Genomic DNA, 21203 nt, shown 5'->3' with positions numbered 1-21203 from the left:
TCATCGAAGGAGCTGAAATTGGTGGAGATCACCCGTGACGTCGTCATCGTCGGTGCCGGCGCCGCCGGCACGACCGCGGCCAACGAGCTGAAGAAGGCGGGACTCTCGGTCGTCGTCCTCGAGGCGCGCGACCGCGTCGGCGGCCGGCTGTGGACCGACGTCGTCGACGGCGCGATGCTCGAGATCGGCGGGCAGTGGGTCTCGCCCGACCAGGAGGCGCTCAAAGAGACGATCTCCGAGCTCGGGCTCGAGACCTACCGCCGCTACCGCGAGGGCGACTCCGTCTACATCGGGCGCGACGGCGAGCGCCGGCGGTTCACCGGCGAGATCTTCCCGGTCGCACCCGAGACCGAGAAGGAGATCGTGCGCCTCATCGACGTGCTCGACGACATGGTCGCCCAGGTCGACCCCGACCGGCCGTGGGAGCACCCGGATGCCGAGGCGCTCGACCGCGTCTCGTTCGAGGCGTGGCTGGAGGAGCAGACCGGCGACCAGGAGGCGCGCGACAACATCGCGCTCTTCATCGCCGGCGCGATGCTCACCAAGCCCGCGTACGCCTTCTCGGCGCTGCAGGCGCTGCTGATGGCCGCGAGCGCGGGCAGCTTCACGCACCTCGTCGACGCGGATTACATCCTCGACGAGCGCGTGGTGGGTGGACTGCAGCAGGTGCCGCTCCTGCTGGCCGAGCGCCTGGGCGACGACGTCATGCTCGAGCAGCCGGTGCACACGATCCTGTGGGATCAGGACGGGGTGACGGTGCTGACCGACGGCGGCCTGACCGTGCGGGCGCGCTTCGCGATCCTCGCGCACGCACCGATCCTGTACCCGTGGATCGACTTCACACCGGCGCTGCCGCGCCTGAAGCAGCAGATGCACCAGCACATCTCGATGGGCTTCGTGATCAAGGTGCACGCCGTCTACGACCGGCCGTTCTGGCGCGAGCAGGGCCTGTCGGGCACCGCCTTCAGCCCGTACGAGATCTCGCACGAGGCCTACGACAACACCAACCACGGCGACGAGCGGGGAACCCTCGTCGGGTTCGTCTCGGACCGCGACGCCGACGACCTGTTCCGCGTATCGGCCGAGGAGCGCAAGGCGCGCATCCTCGAATCGCTGTCGCACTACTACGGCCCCGAAGCGCTCGAGCCGCTCGTGTACTTCGAGAGCGACTGGGGCGCCGAGGAGTGGACCCGCGGCGCGTACGCCGCGAGCTTCGACCTCGGCGGCCTCGCCCGCTACGGTGCGGACCTGCGCACCCCGGTCGGCCCGATCCACTTCGCGTGCAGCGACATGGCTGGCGCCGGCTACCAGCACGTCGACGGCGCCATCCGGATGGGCCGCCTCGTCGCCGCCAACATCGTGGAAGCGGCCCACCGATGACCGGCCGTATCGTCGTCGGCTACACCGCCACCGACACCGGGGCCGATGCCGTGGCCGTCGGCGCTCGCCTGGCCGCAGCATCCGGATCCGCCCTCGATCTCGTCGTCGTGCTCCCCTCGGACCAGCGCAGCGTGATCACGCCGCCAGATGCGAGCTACGACCGCTACCTGCAGCAGCAGGCGCAGTCCTGGCTCGCCGAGGCCGCCAAGGGGATTCCGGATGCCACGGCCCGCGCTCTTCACGTGCGGTTCGCCGATTCGTTCGCCGAGGGCCTGATCGCGCTCGCCGACGAGCTGGGCGCGTCGCACATCGTCGTCGGCGCGGCCAACGGGGGACTGCGCGGCCGGCACCGCCTCGGCACCGTCGCGAACGAGCTGCTGCATTCTTCCGATGTGCCGGTCGTGCTTGCGCCGGAGGGCTCACGCCGGACGACGGCCACCGGTGTGACACGGATCACCGCGGCCATCGGCACGCGTCCCGGTGCCGACGCGCTGCTGCAGGAGAGCATCGCGCTCGCGGGGGCCACCGGTGCCGAGCTCCGCCTGCTGTCGCTCGTCTCGGTCGACCTGCCCGCGAGCGTCGACACCGGCGTGATCCGCATCGCGGGCGCCGCGCACGCCGATGACGTGCTGACGAAGGCGCTCGACGCCCTGCCGGACGGCATTCAGGCCGAGGTCGTCGTCGCGCGCGGCGACAGCATCGAAGACGCGGTCGCGCACCTCGGCTGGGAGCCCGGCGAGCTCGCGGTCGTGGGCTCCAGCCGCCTGGCTCAGCCCCGCCGGCTCTTTCTCGGCTCGACGGCGGCGAAGATGCTGCACGAGCTTCCGGTCCCGATGGTCGTCGTGCCCCGAACGCGCGATCACTCGGCCGGAACGAACACGGAAGGAGAGCGCGCATGAGCGCTCCTCAGAGTGCGGCGGCGCCGATCGCCCCCGCCGCCGGCAGTCACCCCGGCGAGCTGTCGAAGAAGGGCCTGAGCGCAGGGACGGTCGGCATGGTCGGCGCCGTCGTGATCGGCATCTCGACCATCGCGCCCGCGTACACGCTCACGGCGTCACTCGGGCCGACCGTCTCGGCCGTCGGCGTGCAGGTCCCCGCGATCATCCTCGTCGGGTTCATCCCGATGCTGCTCGTCGCCCTCGGCTATCGCGAGCTCAACCGCGCGATGCCCGACTCCGGCACCTCGTTCACGTGGGGCGTGCGCGCCTTCGGCCCCTGGATCGGCTGGATGACCGGGTGGGGCCTCGTGGCCGCGACAGTCATCGTGCTGTCGAATCTCGCCGGGATCGCGGTGGAGTTCCTGTTCCTGCTGATCGCACAGCTGACAGGCCGGCCCGAGATCGCAGACCTGGCGTTCAACCCCTTCATCAACGTCGCGGTGTGCCTGCTGTTCATGCTGGGCGCGACGCTCGTCTCGTACCGCGACATGCAGACCACGCAGAAGTTCCAGTACGTGCTGGTGGGCTTCCAGGTGATCGTGCTCGTGCTCTTCTCGGTGACGGCGATCGTCAAGGCCGTGAACGGCGAGGCGATCGAGCCGACGGCGTTCGACTGGTCGTGGCTGAACCCGTTCGCGGTGGACTCGTTCTCGTCGTTCGCAGCGGGACTGTCGCTGTCGATCTTCATCTTCTGGGGCTGGGACGTCGTCCTGACGATGAACGAGGAGACCAAGAACCCGGAGAAGACCCCGGGCCGTGCCGCCACCGTGACGATCGCGCTGATCGTGTGCCTGTACCTCATGATCTCGATCGGGCTCATCATGTTCGCCGGCGTCGGCACCGGCGAGTACGGCCTGGGCAACGAGGACATCTCGGCGAACGTCTTCTTCGCGCTCTCGGACCCCGTGCTCGGACCCCTGGCGTTCCTCGTCTCGCTCGCGGTGCTGTCGAGCTCGGCCGCATCGCTGCAGTCGACGGCGGTCGGCCCTGCGCGGACCCTGCTCGCGATGGGGCACTACGGAGCGCTCCCGCCGAAGTTCGCGACGGTGAGTCCGCGGTTCTTCACGCCGGGATACGCCACGATCGTGGCGGCCGTCGTGGCATCCGTCTTCTACGCGGTGATGCGGCTGGTCAGCGAGAACGTGCTCACCGACACGATCATCTCGCTCGGCATGATGATCTGCTTCTACTACGGGCTCACCGCGTTCGCGTGCGTCTGGTACTTCCGCAAGCAGTGGTTCGACTCGGTGCGCTCGTTCCTGCTCACCTTCCTGAGCCCCCTGGTCGGCGGCGCGATCCTCGCGGTGCTGTTCGTGACGACTCTGATCGACTCCATGGACCCCGCGTACGGCAGCGGTTCGAGCATCGGCGGCATCGGACTCGTGTTCGTACTCGGTGTGACTGTCATCCTCGTCGGCGTGGTCATCATGATCTGGCAGGCGATCAAGCGTCCGGCGTTCTTCCGGGGCGAGACACTCGGTATGGACGCCCCCGAAAGCCTTCGACGCCGACGCTCCTGAGGAGCAGACTGGCTGAGCGGCAGACTGTGAACACCCACCCCCGATCGGAGACAACACCATGAGCGACTACGCCGTCGTCAACCCCGCAACGGGCGAGACCCTGGCCACGTACCCGACCATCGCCGACGACGCGCTCGAGGGCGTGATCGCGGGGGCGGATGCCGCCTTCCGCACGTGGCGCGATGTGCCGGTCGCCGAGCGGGCCGCACGCATCCGCAAGGTCGCCGACCTGCACCGGGAGCGTCGCGACGAGCTCGCCGCGATCATCGTGCGTGAGATGGGCAAGCCGCTGTCGGCAGCCCTCGGCGAGGTCGACTTCGCCGCCGACATCACGGAGTACTACGCCGACAACGCCGACAGGATCACGGCCGATCAGCCGATCGACATCCTCGGCGAAGGCTCCGCGGTGATCCGCCGCTCGCCGCTGGGCGTGCTGCTGGGCATCATGCCGTGGAACTTCCCGTACTACCAGGTCGCGCGCTTCGCCGCCCCGAACGTCGTGGTGGGCAACACCATCCTGCTCAAGCACGCCCCGCAGTGCCCCGAGTCGGCGGCAGCCATCGAGAAGATGTACGCGGATGCCGGCCTCGGCGACGGCGTGTACACCAACGTGTACGCCACCAACGAGCAGGCGGCCACGATCATCGCCGACCGCCGCGTGCAGGGCGTCTCGGTGACCGGTTCGGAGCGTGCCGGATCGGCCGTCGCATCGCTGGCCGGTCAGCACCTCAAGAAGGTCGCGCTCGAGCTCGGCGGCTCCGATCCGTTCATCGTCCTGTCCACCGATGACCTCGACGCCACCGTGGCCGCTGCGGTCGAAGCCCGCATGGACAACAACGGCCAGTCTTGCAACGCGCCCAAGCGCTTCATCGTGCAGGAGGACCTGTACCAGGACTTCCTCGACAAGTTCACCGCCGCCATGACCGAGAGCAAGATGGGAGACCCGTTCGCGGAGGACACGATCCTCGGTCCGCTGTCGTCGGTCGCCGCCGCACAGCGCCTGCAGGAGCAGGTCGACCGTGCCGTGGCACAGGGTGCGCGCCTGGTGGCCGGGGGGACGCGCGACGGCGCGTTCTACGAGCCCACCGTGCTGACCGATGTCACGCCCGACATGGACGTCTACCGCGAGGAGCTGTTCGGACCCGCGGGCGTCGTCTACAAGGTGGCGGACGAGGACGAGGCGGTGAAGATCGCGAACGACACGACCTTCGGCCTCGGCTCTTACGTCTACACGACCGACCCGGAGCAGGCCGAGCGCATCGCCGACAAGATCGACGCCGGCATGGTCTACGTGAACATCGTGCTCGCCGACTCGCCCGAGCTGCCCTTCGGCGGCGTGAAGCGCTCCGGCACCTCGCGCGAGATGGGTCTGCTCGCGGCTGACGAGTTCGTGAACAAGAAGCTCATCCGCGTCGCCCCGTGATCGACCTGCCCCTCCCCGAGCCGTCGCGAGAGGCTGTTCGCGCTCGCGAGAACCGGCGTTCCGCGACGGTTCGGCGGGCGCCGCACGGCCGGGCGGGACAGCTGGGCCAGTTCGCGGGGTCTGCGGGCATGCCGTACACTGGATCGTGCAGTTGAAGTCTGCATTCTTTCGCCGTGCCCGTCGTTCGGGTAGGCCCCTCTCGCTCAGGTGAAGGGGAAGAGTGCGGGTTTCCCGAGACCTCCGGGTCTCTAGGGCGGTAGCTCAATTGGCAGAGCAGCGGTCTCCAAAACCGCAGGTTGCAGGTTCGATTCCTGTCCGCCCTGCGCGTCAGCGCAACGCCGGTGACATGCCGGTGGTTGACAACACAGTGTGTCGGCCCACGTCGACTCACGGAAGGTAATCAGGTGGCATCGATGGTTCAGGACGAGCCGAAGGGCGAGGTCGTCCCCGCAAACGGAACGACCGCTCCCCGCGAGAAGAAGCCGAACGTCTTCGCTCGCATCGCCCTGTTCATCCGCCAGGTCTTCGCCGAGCTCCGCAAGGTGGTCACACCGACGCGCCAGGAGCTGCTGAAGTACACGGCGGTGGTGCTCGGCTTCGTCGTCGTGATGATGGGCATCGTCTACGGCCTGGACGTGCTGTTCGTGTGGCTCACGTCGTACGTCTTCGGAGTGCCGGGCGCCTGATCGCCGAGCGCTCCCTGAGTGCATCGAGGAGCGCGTCGCGGACGGACCGCGGGTCCGAGCGCGGATGGAACGGAAGAGAATTCACGTGACTGAAAGACATGTCGACGACGCCGATTGGGCGACCGCCGCCGAGCAGTCCTCGGAGGACGACGAAGCCCAGGAGGGCAACGTGCTGGCCGCTGAAGAGCGGTCGGTCGAGGCGGCCGAGCACGTCGCGATCCACATCGTGGACGACAACGACGAAGGCGACGCCGACACCGACGACATCGACATCGACGACCCGGAGGCCGACGCGATCGTGAACGACGCACTGAACCTGGACGAGGCGGCCGAGACCGAGGCTGCTGCTGAAGTGATCAACGACTCCATCGCGGAGGAGGTCGCGGACCGCGAGGCCGAGGCCGCCGACGAGATCGCCCCCTACGACGGTCCTGACGTGAACGGCGACGAGGACGAGGCATCCGACTCGGACGAGTCCGACGACGAGGACGAGGACCCCTACGAGGCGTTCCGCGCCGAGCTGCGCAGCCTCCCGGGCAAGTGGTACGTCATCCACTCGTACGCGGGCTTCGAGCGCAAGGTCAAGGCCAACATCGAGCAGCGCAAGTCGACGCTCGAGGTCGAGGAGGAGATCTACCAGATCGAGGTCCCGATGGAGGACGTCGTCGAGATCAAGAACGGGCAGCGCAAGATGGTCACGCGCGTCCGGATCCCCGGCTACGTGCTCGTGCGCATGGAGCTCAACGAAGACACGTGGTCGGTCGTGCGTCACACGCCGGGTGTCACCGGCTTCGTGGGCAACGCGCACAACCCGACCCCGTTGCGCTTCGAAGAGGCCTTCAACATGCTGAAGAGCCTCGTCGAGGTCAAGGAGGTCGCCACCGCGAAGGGCGGTGCGGCCAAGAAGGGCCAGGCCGCTGCGGCGCGCGCCATCCCCGCCGAGGTCGACTTCGAGGTCGGCGAGACCATCACGATCAAGGAGGGCTCGTTCGCGGGTCTTCCCGGCACGATCAGCGAGATCAAGCCCGAGAGCGGCAAGCTCACCGTGCTCGTCTCCCTCTTCGAGCGCGAGACCCCGGTCGAGCTGTCGTTCGACCAGGTCACCAAGCTGTAGCGCGAGAGCGCCCCAAGACCACCGCGGTCCGGAACGGCCGGAACTGCGGGAGAACCGGATCAGATCTCTTTACCGCTTGTAAAGGGCACTGCATCCGGTTCGCACGAAAGGAAAACAAGAATGGCACCGAAGAAGAAGGTGACCGGCCTGATCAAGCTTCAGATCAATGCCGGTGCCGCCAACCCGGCGCCGCCGATCGGGCCCGCGCTCGGTCAGCATGGCGTCAACATCATGGAGTTCTGCAAGGCGTACAACGCCGCGACCGAGTCGCAGCGCGGCAACGTCATCCCCGTGGAGATCACCGTCTACGAGGACCGCAGCTTCACCTTCATCCTGAAGACCCCGCCCGCCGCCGAGCTCATCAAGAAGGCCGCCGGCGTGCAGAAGGGCTCGCAGACCCCGCACACGACCAAGGTGGGCAAGCTCACCAAGGAGCAGGTGCGCCAGATCGCCGAGACGAAGCAGCCCGACCTGAACGCGAACGACATCGAGGCCGCCTCGAAGATCATCGCCGGCACCGCCCGTTCCATGGGCATCACGGTCGAGGACTGAGGGGGATAGGAATCATGGCAACCAAGTCCAAGGCCTTCCAGGCCGCTGCCGCCAAGATCGAGGCGGACAAGTTCTACACCCCCACCGAGGCCGTCGCGCTGGCGAAGCAGACCGGTTCGGCGAAGTTCGACTCGACCGTCGAGGTCGCGCTGAAGCTCGCCGTCGACCCCCGCAAGGCCGACCAGATGGTGCGCGGCACCGTCATCCTTCCGCACGGCACGGGCAAGACCGCCCGCGTCATCGTGTTCGCGACGGGTCCGGCCGCTGAGGCCGCGATCGCCGCGGGTGCCGACGAGGTCGGCGGCGCCGAGCTCATCGAGCGCGTGGCCGGTGGCTGGACCGCCTTCGACGCGGCCGTCTCGACGCCCGAGCTCATGGGCCAGGTCGGTCGCCTGGGTAAGGTGCTGGGTCCCCGTGGCCTCATGCCCAACCCCAAGACCGGCACCGTGACCCCCAACCCGGCCAAGGCCGTCGAGGAGATCAAGGGCGGAAAGATCGAGTTCCGCGTCGACAAGCACGCCAACGTGCACTTCGTCGTCGGCAAGGCGTCGTTCTCGGCCGAGCAGCTCGACGAGAACATCAAGGCCGCCCTCGAAGAGATCGTGCGGCTGAAGCCGTCGAGCTCGAAGGGCCGTTACATCCAGAAGGGCGCCGTGTCGACCACGTTCGGCCCCGGCATCCCGCTGGACGTCAACGCGATCGCCTGAGTTCGCTCACGCACGAAGCCCCGCCGCTCTCCGGAGCGGCGGGGCTTCGTCGTTCCCGCCGCCCCGCCGGTCCGCAGCCTGCCCCGGCGGCCCCTCGGGTGTTTCGAATCACGCACTTTGCAGCTTTCAAGCCTGCCCGGCTGCAAAGTGCGCGATTCGAACGCTCACACGACGGCGGCCTCAGCGGCTTCGGGAGTAGCGTCGAGGCATGGCGGCGACACTCCAGGACCTGTTCAGCATCGACGCACCGATCGTGCTCGGCCCCTTCGGAGGGCTGTCGTCGGTCGAGCTGACGGCAGCGGTGAGCGATGCCGGCGGCCTCGGGTCATACGGCCTGTACGGGTACTCCGCCGATCGCATCAGCGACACGGTGGCGGCGCTGCGCTCGGCGACCGACCGCCCGTTCGCGGTGAACGTGTGGCTGCCGACGGGCGACGAGGTCGCCCCGGCGGACGTCGACCTCGCCCCGGTGATCGAGGCGCTCGCGCCGCTGTACGACGAACTGGGCCTGCCGCATCCGACCCCGCCGACCGAGTTCCTCCCCGACATCGACGCGCAGCTGACCGCCATCCTGGACGCGGCGCCGGCGGTGCTCAGCGTCGTCTACGGTGTGCCGTCCGAGCGTGTGGTGGCGGCGGCGCACAGCCGCGGCATCCGTGTCATCGGCACCGCGACGACGGTCGCCGAGGCGGTCGCGCTGGCAGAGAGCGGAGCGGATGCCGTCGTGGCGAGTGGCGCGGAGGCCGCGGGTCACCGGGTGTCGTTCCTGGCCCTGGCCGAGGATTCGCTCGTCGGCACGTTCGCTCTCGTGCCGCAGGTGGTCGACGCCGTCGACGTGCCCGTGATCGCGGCAGGCGGCATCGCCGACCGGCGCGGCGTCGCTGCCGCCTTCGCGCTCGGAGCCGTCGGGGTGCAGGTGGGCACCGCGTTCCTGCGCACCCGCCAGTCGGCCGCGACAGAGGCACACCGTCGGGCGATCGCGGAGGTGCCCGACACCGGCACGGTGCTCACCCGGGCGATGAGCGGGCGACTGGCGCGCGGCATCCCGAATCGCGCCATGCGCACGATCGAGACAGCCGGCGTCATCGCACCGTTCCCCGCCCAGAATTGGCTCACGGGCCAGTTCCGCGCCGAGGCGGGACGCCGCGGCGACGGCGACCTCGTCTCGCTGTGGGCGGGCCAGGCAGCAGGCCTCGCGAAGCACGACGACGCCACGGACGTGTTCGCCGAGCTCGCCGCCGGCCTTCCGGGCTGACACGGCCGGCGCGGTGCACCGCGCCACCGGGTCACGCCGTCGGGAGCACCTCGAAGCCGCTGCCACCGGCCGGAGTGGCATCCTCGACCGTCGCGGTGTCCACGCGGGACCCGGGCGGTCCCTCGGCCATCCACGCGAGCACCTCGTCGACCCTGTCGGAGTCGCCCTCGATCTCGGCCTCGACGCTTCCGTCGCGACGGTTGCGCACCCAGCCGACGACGCCGGCCCGTCGAGCGACCAGGCGCATCGTGTAGCGATAGCCGACGCCCTGCACCTCGCCCTGCACCACCACGTGGACCCGCCGCATACCTCCATCGTGCCGTGCACGGGTATCGCCCGCGAGGGTGGGATGGCAGGATGCCGGGATGGGAACCGTCGACGACTACCTCGAGAGCCTCGCACCCTCGGACCGCGACGCGATCTCGCACGTCTTCGATATCGCGCGCGCGACTGCGCCCGACCTCGAGCAGGGAACGAGCTACGGGATGCCTGCCCTGATGTACCGAGGCAAGGCGCTGATCGCCGTCATGCGGACGAGGAAGCACATCGGTGTCTACCCGTTCAGCGGTCGCGTGCCCGACGTCGTCGCCGACGCGCTGCCCGAGGACGAGCGCGCGGCGTTCGAGCACGACAAGGGGACGATCCGCTTCCAGTCCGATCGGCCGTTGACCGACGACACGATCCGCGCGATCGTGTCGGCGCGCATCGCCGAGATCGAGGATCCCTCGCTGCGCAAGAGCTGACAGGCGCCACAGCCGTGCGGTGAGCGCCACGGCGGCGAACGCTCAGTGCGGCAGCACGAGCGAGATGCCGAGCCCGACCATGACGACCGCGATCACGGCGTCGAGGATCCGCCAGGCCCGCGGCGTGGACAGCCACCGTCCCAGGAGTCGGGCTCCGTAGGCCAGACCGAAGAACCAGAGGACGCTCGAGAGCATCGCCCCGACGGCGAACAGCCAGCGCATGTCGCCGTGCGTGTTGGCGATCGAGCCGAGCAGGAACACCGTGTCGAGGTAGACGTGCGGGTTGAGCCACGTCAACGCGAGGCACGTGAGTACGACGGGGAGCAGCCGGGTCCGGGCAGCGGCAGGTGCGGCGGTGCGGATGCCAGTGGCTTGACGGCCCACGGAATCGAGCGACTCCGCACCGTCGCTGCCGGCGGCTTCCGGGACGCTCTCCGCGGTCAGAGCCTCGCCGGTCGGCCGCCAGGCTCGGCGCGCCGCCAGCACGCCGTAGGCGACGAGGAAGATCGCGCCCGCCCAGCGCACCACGTCGACGAGCCACGGCACCGCCTGCAGGACCAGTCCGATGCCCGAGACGCCCAGCAGGATGAGGACGGCATCGGATGCTGCGCAGATGGCTGCGACGGCGAACACGTGCTCACGACGCAGACCCTGTCGCAGGACGAAGAGGTTCTGAGCGCCGATCGCGATGATCAGCGAGAAGCCGAGGCCGAGGCCGGCGAGAAGGGAGGTGAGCACGGTTCGACGCTACGGACCATCGCTCCCGTAGTCCAGCTCATGATTCTTCAGTACCATTAGCCGAACTGATGAAGATTTCGTTCGAGCTCGCCGAGACCGTCGCGGCCGTCGTCGACGAGGGCACGCTGGATGCCGCGGCCCGGCGCCTGCACGTCACGCCGTCGGCGGTCAGCCAGCGCATCAAGGCGCTCGAAGAGCAGCTCGGCCGGCTGGTGCTGGTGCGCTCCAAACCCGTGCGGGCGACCGACGCGGGCCGCGCGATCATCCGCCTCGCGCGGCAGGCCGCGCTCCTCGAACACGACACGCTCGCCGAGCTCGGCGCCGATCCCGAGGACCGATCGCGTACGAGCGTGCCACTCGCGGTGAACGCCGATTCCCTCGCGACGTGGTTCCTCGGTCCTCTCTCACGGCTGTCGCAGCAGCATCCTGTCGTGTTCGACCTGCATCGCGACGATCAGGATTTCACCGCCGGGCTCCTCGAGTCGGGCACGGTCATGGGCGCTGTGACGTCGCGCTCTGCGCCGGTGGCGGGATGCCGCGTCGCCACACTGGGCGCGATGCGGTACGAGGCGGTCGCGACTCCCGCCTATGTCGAGCGCTGGCTGCGCGGCGACCGGGCCGCCGCGCTCGCGGACGCGCCACTGGTCGACTTCGACCGGCGCGACGACCTGCAGAAGACGTGGCTGGCGGGGGAGGGCGTGGATCCGGCGCGGCCGCCGCGGCACTACGTGCCGGCCTCGAACGATTTCGCCACCGCGGTCCGGCTCGGCCTGGGCTGGGCCTTGCTGCCCCTGCTCCAGTCGGCGGACGCGATCGAGCGCGGCGAGCTCGTGCCGCTCGGCGGCGCACCCGTGGACGTCGCGCTCTACTGGCAGCAGTGGAACCTGAGCTCGCCCCTGCTCGACGCGATCGCGGACGAGATCGTCGCGCATGGTCGCCGGGTGCTCGCACCCGTGTAGGGGTCAGTCGTCGCTGACCCGGAGCACGAGCTTGCCGCGGGTGTGGCCCTCCTCGATGCGGCGATGCGCGGCGGCGACGTCGGAGAGGTCGAAGACGGCGTCGACGTAGACCTGTACGGAGCCCGAGTCCAGCAGGCGCGCGATCGTCGCCAGTGACCCGCCGTCCGGGGCGACCTTGAACGACGTGGCACGCGCGCCGACCGCGGCTGCCGCCTCGGCGTAACCCGGCCAGGATCCGGTGGGCACGACGACGTAAAGGCCGCCGGGCCGCAGCACCTTCAAGGACCGAGTGCCGGTATCGCCGTTCACGTTGCCGACCAGGTCGATCACGACGTCGACGTCCGCCACGACCTCGTCGAAGCGCGTGGTGGTGTAGTCGATCACGACGGCCGCGCCGAGCTCGCGCAGCCACGACGCGTTGCGGCCCGATGCCGTCGCCGTCACGTGGGCACCGAAGTATGCGGCGAACTGCACGGCGAAGTGCCCCACGCCGCCACTGCCGGCGTGGATGAGGATGCGCTGTCCTTCATGGGCGTGCGCCGTCTCGACGACCAGACCCCAGGCGGTCAGGGCGGCCAGGGGAACGCCGGCGGCCTCGACGTGCGACAGCGCGTTCGGTTTGCGGGCGACCGACAGCGACGGCACCACGGTGTACTCGGCGTACGTTCCACCCGACCGCGGGAACGGCGCCATGCCGAAGACGGGCGTGCCGGGCGCGAGCGGGTGCGCCTCGTACGGACTCCTGACCACCACGCCGCTGAAGTCGTAGCCGAGCACCGCCGGCCGGTGATCGACGCCGCTCCACACGCCGCGACCGGCGCGGGTCTTGGCATCGATCGGGTTCACGCCGGCGGCGATCACGCGCACGAGCAGTTCGCTCATCACGGGGGACGGGACGGGGACGGATGCCGCGCGCAGTGCCGCCGCGTCACCCGGCGTCTCCACGACCATGGCACGCATCTGGTCGGGCGGTTCTGGCACGGCACCGTCATCGGTCACCGGAGCGGCGGCCGATCTCAGCGGTCGGAATCTCATGGGGTGCTCCTTCCGCGTGCGTGTCGTCGGCGACAGCACAGGTCGTGGTCAGGCCAGTCAACCGCGCGAATGTCTCGCCGGTGTTACGTCGCTGCTACCACTGGGCGAAGCGTGGCGGCGGTCAGGCGAAGCCGACCGCCAGCGCCTCGGGCGAGAGGGCGTGCTCGACGGCCAGCATGCTGGCGCCGAGGATGGCGGCGCGCTCGGCCGTGACCGACTGGACGATGGCCAGATGCTCGGTCGCCAGAGGCGTCGATCGGGTGTACACGATCTCGCGCACGCCGGCGATGAGGTGTTCGCCGACGCGGGCCATGGACCCGCCGATCGTGATCACGGACGGGTTGACCAGGCTCACGCATGTCGTGAGCACCTCGCCGATGTCGCGGCCCGCCTGCCGGACCGCCTGGATCGCTTCGATGTTGCCGCGCTTGACGAGGTCGATGACGTCCGAGCCGGTCTGCGCCTCGACGCCATGCTCGCGCAGGCTCCGGGCGATCGCCGGGCCGGAGGCGAGAGCCTCGAGGCAGCCTCGGTTGCCGCAGCGGCACGGCACCCCTGCACCACGGGCGACCTGCACGTGGCCGATGTCGCCGGCGACGCCCTGCGCTCCGCGCTGCAGCGCGGAACCCGAGATGAGGCCGGCGCCGATGCCGGTGGCGATCTTGACGAACATGAGGTGCTCCACCCCGGGCCACGCGACCGAGCGCTCGCCGAGCGCCATGATGTTCACGTCGTTGTCGACGAGCACCGGCACCTCGAGATGCTGGTGGAGCCAGCCGGGGATGTCGAACCGGTCCCATCCGGGCATGATCGGCGGATTCACCGGCTGTCCCGTGGAGTGCTCGACCGGGCCGGGCACCCCGATCCCGATCGCCGCGACATGGGTGTGGTCGCGTCCGACCTGTTCGAGCAGCCTCGTGGCCCCTTCGACCAGCCACGAGAGCACGGGGACGGGCCCGAGCGCGACGTCGAGTGGTTCGGAATGCTCCGCGAGCACGCTGCCGGTCAGATCGGTGACGGCGACCGTCGCATGCGAGGCGCCGATGTCGGCCGCGATCACGACCTTCGCCGCCGGGTTCAGCGCGAACTGAGAAGGCGGGCGTCCGCCCGTCGACACCGCTTCGGCGACCGGCGTGATCAGACCCATGCGCATGAGCTCGTCGACGCGCGCGGCGATCGTCGATCGCGCGAGACCGGTGGACTTCGCCAGTTCCGCGCGAGTGCGTGGCACGCCGTCTCGCAGGAGCTGGAACAACTGGCTGACGCCGGTCGCGTTCGTCGTCGTTTCGCTGCCCATATTCGTCACATCTCAGTATTGCCGCGGCGCAGGACGCCGACGTTCGCGGGAACGGCTGACAACGGGCCGCAGCCCGGTCGAGCGAACCTTGCAGAGGCGCGCTCGACCGGGCCGCAGCATCCGATCATGTCGCGCGACCCGTGGGCTTCGCGAACCGCTGCTGCAACAGCACCGCGACGACGATGATGACGCCCTTGACGACCGCCTGGACCGACGAGCTGAGGTTGTTCTGAACGAAGACGTTCGTGAGGGTCGCGAAGATCAGCACGCCGAAGACCGTGCCGGTGATCGTGCCTCGGCCACCGATCAGCAGCGTGCCGCCGACGACGACCGCGGCGATCGCGTCGAGTTCATAGAGCGTGCCGTTCGTCGAGCTGCCGGCCGTGGTGCGGCCGAGGATCATGACGCCGGCGATACCGGCGCACAGGCCCGAGATCGCGTACAGCCACATCGTGTGGCGCTTGACGTTGATGCCCGCGAGACGTGCGGCCTCGCGGTTGCCGCCGATGGCGATCGTGCGCCGCCCGAATGTGGTGCGGTTCAGGATGACCCAGCCGAGTGCGGCGACGATCGCGAAGATCCAGATGAGCATGTCGACGCCGATGATGTCGAGATTCATGAAGGTGATGAAGTCCCGGTCGCCGACCTGCAGCGTGCGCCGGTTGGCGAGGATCTCGGCCAGGCCGCGCGCCGCCACCAGCATCGCGAGCGTCGCCATGAACGCCACCACCTTGCCGTACGCGATGACGATGCCGTTGATGAGGCCTGCGCCGATGCCGACCGCGAGCGCGATGACGACCATGACGATCCAGTGCAGCTGGTCGGCGAGGTCCTGGATGGCCGCGAGAGCCGCGACGACCGAGGCCAGCCCCATGACGGACCCGACCGAGAGGTCGATCCCGCCCGCGATGATGACCAGGGTCATGCCGATGGAGATGACGCCGATGATCGAGGCCTGGCGGAGGATCGTCAGGATGTTGCTGACGCTCGTGAACGTGTCGGGCGCGGTGACGGCGCCGACGACCACGAGCACGAGGAGTGCGAGGACGAGGCCGAGGTTACGACCGACGGAGCCGGACATGAAGCGCTGGAACCCGGACTTGCCGGAGCCGTTGGCGGGCGCCGGGCCGGTGGGCGACGGCGCCTCGCCGGCGGTGGGGACCCCTGCGGTCCCGGTGGTCTGCTCGCTCACGCGGCGTTTCCTTTCATGACGAGATCGAGCACACCGTGCTCATCGATCTGGGACGCGGGAAGGGTGCGAAGCACGCGGCCGTCGGAGACGACGAGGACGGTGTCTGCCAGGCCGAGCACTTCTTCGATCTCACTGGAGACGATGACCACGGCGTTGCCCGCGGCCGCCAGCCGGCGGATCAGGGCGTAGATCTCGGCGCGGGCGCCGACATCCACGCCGCGGGTGGGCTCATCGAGGAGGAGTACGCGCGTGCCGTGGACGAGCCACCGGGCCAGGAGGATCTTCTGCTGGTTGCCGCCCGAGAGCGTCATGGCGGGACGGTCCGGATCGGCCGGACGCAGCTCGAGGGCATCGATCTGCTCGCTGGTCACTTTCCGCTCGGCGCGCTCGTTGAGGAAGCCGGCTTTGGCGAACCGGGACATCGACGACAGCGTGACGTTGACGTAGATGGGCTCGTCCAGGACGAGGCCCTGACTCTTTCGTTCCTCGGGGGAGAGCCCGATGCCGGCGGCGACGGCGTGGACGACGGAGCCGCGGCGCAGCTGCTTGCCGGCGACCTTGACTGAGCCGCTGGTGGATCGCCGTGCGCCGTACACGGTCTCGAGGATCTCGGAACGGCCGGAACCGACGAGGCCCGCAAGGCCGATGACCTCACCCGCGCGTACCGAGAACGAGACGTCCTCGAACACGCCCGCCACAGAGAGGCCTTCGACCTCGAGGACAGTGGGGGCGTCGTCGGGCACCGGCACGGCGGGAGGGAACACGTTCTCGACGGACCGCCCGGTCATGAGACGGATCAGATCGGGAGTGGGAGTGTCGGCGACCGACAGGCCGCTGGCCATCGAGCGCCCGTCCTTGAGCACCGTGATCCGGTCGCCGATCTGGCGGATCTCTTCGAGGCGGTGGGTGATGTAGATCACGGCGATGCCGGCCGAAGTCAGCTCGCGGACCACATGGAAGAGGTTCTTCACCTCTTCACCGTCGAGCACCGCCGACGGCTCGTCCATGATGATGAGCTTGATGTCGTGCGAGAGCGCGCGTGCCATGCTCACGATCTGCTTGTTCGCCGCGCTGAGCGACCCCACCTCGGCGTGCGGGGACAGGCCTTCGTGGCCCAGCCGGCGCAGCAGCTCGCGAGTCTGCTTGGCCGCCTCGGATCGCTTGGTGAATCCGCCGCGTGCGAGCTCATGGCCGAGGAAGATGTTCTCGGCGATCGTGAGCCCGTCTACGACGTCGAGCTCCTGGTACATCGTCGCGATGCCCAGTTCGATCGCCGCTTCGGGCGTCGGGATCTCGACCGGCTCTCCGAGCCATGAGATCTCGCCGCTGTCGGGGCGATGGACTCCGGCGAGGGTCTTGATCAACGTCGACTTGCCGGCGCCGTTCTGGCCCAGGACGCAGTGGACCTCGCCGGGAAGCACCTGCAGGTCGACGCCGCGCAAGGCATGGACGCCCGCGAAGGACTTCGTCACACCTCGGACGTCGAGTAATGCCGATGGATGGTCAACTTTGATCACGCGACGAACATAACACGCCAGAGCCTCGTGTGCCGAGCATCCGATCACGACCGCCGTGGCTGCGATTAACCGCCAACGGAAGCTGCCCGACGGCTCTTCCGGCCGAAGGGATTGCCGAAAAGAACTTCTGCCGAGGGAAAAACAAAAGATGACGGATGCTGCAACACTTCTGCTACGGTGGTCCCGTCAGCGTGGACCTCGAGTGCCGGCATACAGCATCCCTGCCCGGGACGGCGCGTTGTCACAGCTGCATCACATTTCAAGGAGGAAACAATGCGCTCACACCTGAAGGCGCGCACGCGACTGGTGCTCACCGGCACCGCCGTCGTCGCCGCCATCGGACTTCTCGCCGGATGTACGGGCGGAGGCGCCGAAGAAGGCGACGTCGTCGACCAGGGCACCACGACCGAGGAGAACGCGGAGTCGGGCGACACGGTCGTCATCGGCTTCTCGGGCCCCGCGGCCGACCACGGCTGGCTCGGCGCGATCAACTCGGGGGCACAGGCCGCCGCTGACAGCTTCGACGATGTCGAGCTGCGCGTCGCCGAGGGCACCAACGACCCGATCGCGCAGATCGCTGCCGTCGAGACGTTCGTGAACGAAGGCGTCGATGCGATCGTGCTGCTGCCGTCGGACGGCGCCGCTCTGACCGAGGCTGCCATCGCCGCCATGGAGGCCGGCATCCCGGTCATCAACGTCGACCGTGAGTTCTCGAGCCCGTTCGCGGCCCGCGCCACCGTGCTCGGCGACAACTACGGCATGGGCGTCAGCGCCGGCACGTACATCTGCGAACAGCTCGACGGCAACTCCGACGCCGTCGTCGCCGAGATCGCCGGCATCGACTCGCTGCCCCTCACGCAGGACCGCTCGCAGGGCTTCGCCGACGCGCTCGAGGACTGCGGCCTGGAGGTCTCGGCGCGCGTCGCCGCCGACTTCACCGTCGCCGGCGGTGAGTCCGCGGCCTCCCAGCTGCTGGCCGCCAACCCGCAGATCGACGCCATCTGGAACCACGACGACGACCAGGGCATCGGCGTCCTCGCGGCGATCGACTCCGCCGGACGCGACGAGTTCTTCATGGTCGGCGGCGCCGGAAGCCGCAGCGCCATGGAGGCCATCGAGGCCGACGACTCGGTGCTCAAGGCGACGATCATCTACCCGTCGACCCAGGCCGCTGACGGCGTCGCGCTGGCACGTCTGATCGCGCAGGGCAAGACCATGGGCGACCTGATCACGCCCGGCATCCCGAACCGGATCGTCCTCGACGCTCCGGTCGTGACGAAAGACAACGTCGACCAGTACATCGACCTCTCGTTCGAGTAAACCTGGAAGACGAGCGGGGCGTCCGCCGCACGGCGGGCGCCCCGTTCCTTGACTCCCGAGAGAGAGGACACGCGATGACAGACACGCTTCGCGTCGCCATGATCGGCCACGGCTTCATGGGCGCCGCACATTCCCAGGGGTGGCGCGTCGCCCCCCGATTCTTCGACCTCCCGCTCGAGCCCGAGATGGCCGTCGTCGTCGGCCGCAGCGCCGCCGGCGTCGAGGCATCCGCCCGCAAGTGGGGCTGGACCGAGAGCGCCACCGACTGGCGCGAGGTGGTGGCCCGGGACGACATCGACGTCGTCGATATCGTCACTCCCGGCGACACGCACGCCGAGATCGCGATCGCCGCGCTCGAGGCCGGCAAGCACGTCCTGTGCGAGAAGCCGCTCGCCAACACCGTCGCAGAGGCCGAGGCGATGAACCAGGCGGCGACCTCTGCCGCCGAGCGCGGAGTGCGCTCCATGGTCGGCTTCACCTACCGGCGCGTTCCCGCCGCCACCTTCGCGCGCGACCTCGTCGCGGCAGGGCGCATCGGCGAGGTCCGCCAGGTGCGCGCCGAGTACCTGCAGGACTGGCTGATGGATGCCGAGGCCCCGCTCACCTGGCGCCTGAAGAAGGAGCACGCCGGATCCGGCGCGCTCGGCGACATCGGGGCCCACGCCGTGGACCTCACCGAGTTCATCACGGGCCAGCACCTCACCTCCGTGTCGGGCATCATCGAGACACTCGTGAAGGAGCGTCCGCTGCTCGGCGAAGGCGTCGGGCTGTCGGGCACCGCGTCGGCCGAGCGCGGCGAGGTGACCGTCGACGACATCGCGCTGTTCACCGGCCGGCTCGACTCCGGCGCCCTCGCCTCGTTCGAGGCGACGCGGTTCCGCACCGGCCGCAAGAACGCCCTGCGCATCGAGATCGCCGGTTCCACCGGAGCGATCGCATTCGACCTCGAGCGCATGAACGAGCTCGAGTTCTACGACGCGACGCAGCCCGGACTGGAGCTCGGATTCCGCCGCATCCTGGTGACCGAGCACGACCACCCCTACCTCGCCCCGTGGTGGCCGACCGGGCATATGCTCGGCTACGAGCACGGGTTCTCACACCAGGTCCGCGACTTCGTCACCGCCATCGACGAGGGCTCGGCACCCCGTCCGTCGTTCGCCGACGGGCTGCATGTGCAGCGCGTGCTCGACAGCGTGGAGCGCAGCTCGGCCGCGGGCAGCGTCTGGACCCCCATCGCCGGCTGAGCTCCGGCATCCCTCAATGAAAGGTGCAACGCGATGACGCGACCGGTCACTCTGTTCACGGGCCAATGGGCCGACCTGCCGTTCGAGGAGGTGGCGCGCCTCGCCGGCGAGTGGGGCTACGACGGACTCGAGATCGCCTCGTGGGGCGACCACCTCGACGTATCGCGCTGGGATGACGACGCGTACGTGCAGTCCCGGCTCGACATCCTCGAGCGCAACGGGCTGAAGGTCTTCACGATCTCGAACCACCTCGCCGGACAGGGGGTGTGCGACGACCCGATCGATCAGCGGCACCGCGACATCCTGAATGACCGGGTGTGGGGCGACGGTGACCCGGAAGGCGTGCGGCAGCGTGCAGCCGAGGAGCTCAAGCTCACCGCGAGGATGGCCGCGGCGCTCGGCGTGAAGACGGTGACCGGCTTCACCGGGTCGTCGATCTGGAAGGCCGTCGCGATGTTCCCGCCCGCGTCCGACGAGTTCATCGAGGCCGGCTACCAGGACTTCGCCGACCGGTTCCACCCGATCCTGGATGTGTTCGACGAGGTGGGTGTGCGCTTCGCGCACGAAGTCCACCCGTCCGAGATCGCCTACGACTACTGGACGACCAAGCGCACCCTCGAGGCGATCGGCCACCGCGAGGCGTTCGGCCTCAACTGGGACCCGTCGCACATGGTGTGGCAGGACCTCGACCCGGTCGGATTCCTGTGGGACTTCCAGGACCGGATCTACCACGTGCACTGCAAGGACACGAAGAAGCGGACGGGCAACGGGCGCAACGGGCGGCTGTCGTCGCACTTGCCGTGGGCCGACCCCCGCCGCGGCTGGGACTTCATCTCGACCGGCCACGGCGATGTGCCGTGGGAGGACGCGTTCCGCATGCTCAACGCGATCGGCTACGACGGTCCGCTGTCGGTCGAGTGGGAGGATGCCGGCATGGATCGCCTCGTCGGCGCGCCCGAGGCGCTCGAATTCGTGCGCCGGCTGTCGACGTACGAGCCGTCGGCCGCGGCGTTCGACGCCGCGTTCTCGAACAAGTAGCACGCGGCCAGAGCACGAGAGGTGCCCGCGGCGATCATGCCGCGGGCACCTCTGCTGTCCGCCCGGCGGCCCGGGTCAGACTGCGGGCGCTTCGCCCGCAGTGAGAGCGTGCAGCAGCCGCGTCAGATTGTGGATGTCGTCGAGCGGCCACTCCTCGAGGGCATCCACCAGCGCGTTCTCCTGCGGTGCGCGCGCGGCCGTCAGGCGCTCCAGCCCTTCCGCCGTGGGGGAGAGCAGGCTCGAACGGCCGTCGTCGGGGTCGGGCGTGCGCTGGATCAGGCCGAGCTGCTCGAGCTCGCGGACCGTCCGGCTGATCTGCCCCTTGTCGGCCATGAGGCTCTCCGCCAGCGCTGAGAGCGTGATCGACTCACGCCGCACGATCGTCGTGAACACCTTGTAGGCGCCGGGCAGCATGCCCGGGCTGACCCTGTTGGCGTTCTCGGTGATGATGCGGCGGAAGCGGTTGATCAGCTCGCCGAACTCGGCCTCGAGGGCCCGCACCGCCTCGGTGCGCGCCTCTCGGGTCGTCTCGGCGGTCATCGTGC

General features: G+C 69.2%; 21 protein-coding genes and 1 tRNA gene. 15 read left to right on the top strand and 7 right to left on the bottom strand.

The features are described from left to right. The first annotated feature begins 18 nt into the window (after positions 1-18). From HF576_RS03710 to HF576_RS03665, 10 genes are all read left to right on the top strand, one after another. Positions 19-1380 carry a flavin monoamine oxidase family protein gene (locus HF576_RS03710; protein WP_168911406.1) on the top strand — a complete coding sequence of 454 codons (1362 nt, stop codon included), beginning with the start codon at positions 19-21 and terminating at the stop codon, positions 1378-1380. Next, positions 1377-2279 carry a universal stress protein gene (locus tag HF576_RS03705; protein WP_168911405.1) on the top strand — a complete coding sequence of 301 codons (903 nt, stop codon included), beginning with the start codon at positions 1377-1379 and terminating at the stop codon, positions 2277-2279. Before HF576_RS03710 ends, HF576_RS03705 begins: the two co-directional genes overlap by 4 nt. After that, positions 2276-3838, top strand: coding sequence for an APC family permease (locus HF576_RS03700; protein WP_168911404.1), 1563 nt, complete (start codon positions 2276-2278; stop codon positions 3836-3838). The genes HF576_RS03705 and HF576_RS03700 overlap by 4 nt, the downstream gene beginning before the upstream one ends. 58 nt (positions 3839-3896) lie before the next feature. After that, on the top strand, positions 3897-5261 hold the full coding sequence (locus HF576_RS03695) for an NAD-dependent succinate-semialdehyde dehydrogenase (RefSeq protein WP_168911403.1): 1365 nt from the start codon (positions 3897-3899) through the stop codon (positions 5259-5261). A 250-nt stretch (positions 5262-5511) separates the two neighbouring features. Continuing rightward, positions 5512-5584: transfer RNA gene (locus tag HF576_RS03690), tRNA-Trp, on the top strand. A gap of 90 nt (positions 5585-5674) precedes the next feature. Then, positions 5675-5947 (top strand): preprotein translocase subunit SecE, encoded by a 273-nt coding sequence (gene secE / locus HF576_RS03685; protein ID WP_168912055.1) that lies wholly within the window; start codon positions 5675-5677, stop codon positions 5945-5947. Between the two features lie 85 nt (positions 5948-6032). Next, a complete protein-coding gene (nusG, locus tag HF576_RS03680; protein WP_343234157.1) occupies positions 6033-7061 on the top strand; it encodes a transcription termination/antitermination protein NusG in 1029 nt (342 codons plus the stop codon). Positions 7062-7181: 120 nt separating this feature from the next. Beyond that, positions 7182-7613 carry a 50S ribosomal protein L11 gene (gene rplK, locus HF576_RS03675; protein WP_168911401.1) on the top strand — a complete coding sequence of 144 codons (432 nt, stop codon included), beginning with the start codon at positions 7182-7184 and terminating at the stop codon, positions 7611-7613. Between the two features lie 14 nt (positions 7614-7627). Next, entirely contained in the window at positions 7628-8320 is a 693-nt protein-coding gene (gene rplA / locus HF576_RS03670; protein WP_168911400.1) for a 50S ribosomal protein L1, read from the top strand. A gap of 208 nt (positions 8321-8528) precedes the next feature. Next, positions 8529-9575, top strand: a complete 1047-nt coding sequence (locus HF576_RS03665; RefSeq protein ID WP_168911399.1) for an NAD(P)H-dependent flavin oxidoreductase — start codon at positions 8529-8531, stop codon at positions 9573-9575. Between the two features lie 31 nt (positions 9576-9606). Here the strand turns inward: HF576_RS03665 and HF576_RS03660 are convergent, their stop codons facing one another. Then, the gene (locus HF576_RS03660) at positions 9607-9882 is read right to left on the bottom strand and encodes an acylphosphatase (protein ID WP_168911398.1); all 276 of its coding nucleotides are present in this window, start codon (positions 9880-9882) and stop codon (positions 9607-9609) included. A 58-nt stretch (positions 9883-9940) separates the two neighbouring features. Between HF576_RS03660 and HF576_RS03655 the strand changes: the two genes are divergently transcribed. Continuing rightward, positions 9941-10318 (top strand): iron chaperone, encoded by a 378-nt coding sequence (locus HF576_RS03655; protein ID WP_168911397.1) that lies wholly within the window; start codon positions 9941-9943, stop codon positions 10316-10318. Between the two features lie 42 nt (positions 10319-10360). Here HF576_RS03655 and HF576_RS03650 read toward each other — a convergent pair whose 3' ends face one another. Then, positions 10361-11056, bottom strand: coding sequence for a LysE family transporter (locus HF576_RS03650; protein WP_168911396.1), 696 nt, complete (start codon positions 11054-11056; stop codon positions 10361-10363). A gap of 68 nt (positions 11057-11124) precedes the next feature. On the opposite strand from HF576_RS03650, the gene HF576_RS03645 reads away from it, so the two are divergent. Then, a complete protein-coding gene (locus HF576_RS03645; RefSeq protein WP_205834668.1) occupies positions 11125-12015 on the top strand; it encodes a LysR family transcriptional regulator ArgP in 891 nt (296 codons plus the stop codon). A 3-nt stretch (positions 12016-12018) separates the two neighbouring features. Here the strand turns inward: HF576_RS03645 and HF576_RS03640 are convergent, their stop codons facing one another. From HF576_RS03640 to HF576_RS03625, 4 genes are all read right to left on the bottom strand, one after another. Further along, positions 12019-13050 carry an NADP-dependent oxidoreductase gene (locus HF576_RS03640; RefSeq protein ID WP_168911395.1) on the bottom strand — a complete coding sequence of 344 codons (1032 nt, stop codon included), beginning with the start codon at positions 13048-13050 and terminating at the stop codon, positions 12019-12021. Positions 13051-13171: 121 nt separating this feature from the next. Continuing rightward, positions 13172-14347: an ROK family transcriptional regulator gene (locus HF576_RS03635; protein ID WP_168911394.1), complete on the bottom strand. Its 1176-nt coding sequence runs from the start codon at positions 14345-14347 to the stop codon at positions 13172-13174. Positions 14348-14471: 124 nt separating this feature from the next. Continuing rightward, positions 14472-15539, bottom strand: a complete 1068-nt coding sequence (locus HF576_RS03630; RefSeq protein WP_168911393.1) for an ABC transporter permease subunit — start codon at positions 15537-15539, stop codon at positions 14472-14474. Next, the gene (locus HF576_RS03625; RefSeq protein WP_168911392.1) at positions 15536-17011 is read right to left on the bottom strand and encodes an ATP-binding cassette domain-containing protein; all 1476 of its coding nucleotides are present in this window, start codon (positions 17009-17011) and stop codon (positions 15536-15538) included. The genes HF576_RS03630 and HF576_RS03625 overlap by 4 nt, the downstream gene beginning before the upstream one ends. Before the next feature lie 318 nt (positions 17012-17329). Between HF576_RS03625 and HF576_RS03620 the strand changes: the two genes are divergently transcribed. The 3 genes from HF576_RS03620 (at position 17330) to HF576_RS03610 (ending at position 20658) form a co-directional block, all read left to right on the top strand. After that, positions 17330-18376 (top strand): substrate-binding domain-containing protein, encoded by a 1047-nt coding sequence (locus tag HF576_RS03620; RefSeq protein WP_168911391.1) that lies wholly within the window; start codon positions 17330-17332, stop codon positions 18374-18376. Positions 18377-18450: 74 nt separating this feature from the next. After that, on the top strand, positions 18451-19620 hold the full coding sequence (locus HF576_RS03615) for a Gfo/Idh/MocA family protein (protein WP_240948627.1): 1170 nt from the start codon (positions 18451-18453) through the stop codon (positions 19618-19620). Between the two features lie 33 nt (positions 19621-19653). Next, positions 19654-20658, top strand: coding sequence for a sugar phosphate isomerase/epimerase family protein (locus HF576_RS03610; RefSeq protein ID WP_168911390.1), 1005 nt, complete (start codon positions 19654-19656; stop codon positions 20656-20658). Between the two features lie 75 nt (positions 20659-20733). On the opposite strand, the gene HF576_RS03605 is transcribed toward HF576_RS03610, so the two are convergent. Next, positions 20734-21198 (bottom strand): MarR family winged helix-turn-helix transcriptional regulator, encoded by a 465-nt coding sequence (locus tag HF576_RS03605; protein ID WP_168911389.1) that lies wholly within the window; start codon positions 21196-21198, stop codon positions 20734-20736. Between the last annotated feature and the right edge of the window lie 5 nt (positions 21199-21203).

The sequence above is a fragment of the Microbacterium salsuginis genome (genome assembly GCF_012524205.1).
Classification (GTDB): domain Bacteria; phylum Actinomycetota; class Actinomycetes; order Actinomycetales; family Microbacteriaceae; genus Microbacterium; species Microbacterium salsuginis.
Note: the sequence above shows the minus strand (reverse complement) of the source record. Positions and strands in the feature narration are given on the sequence as shown.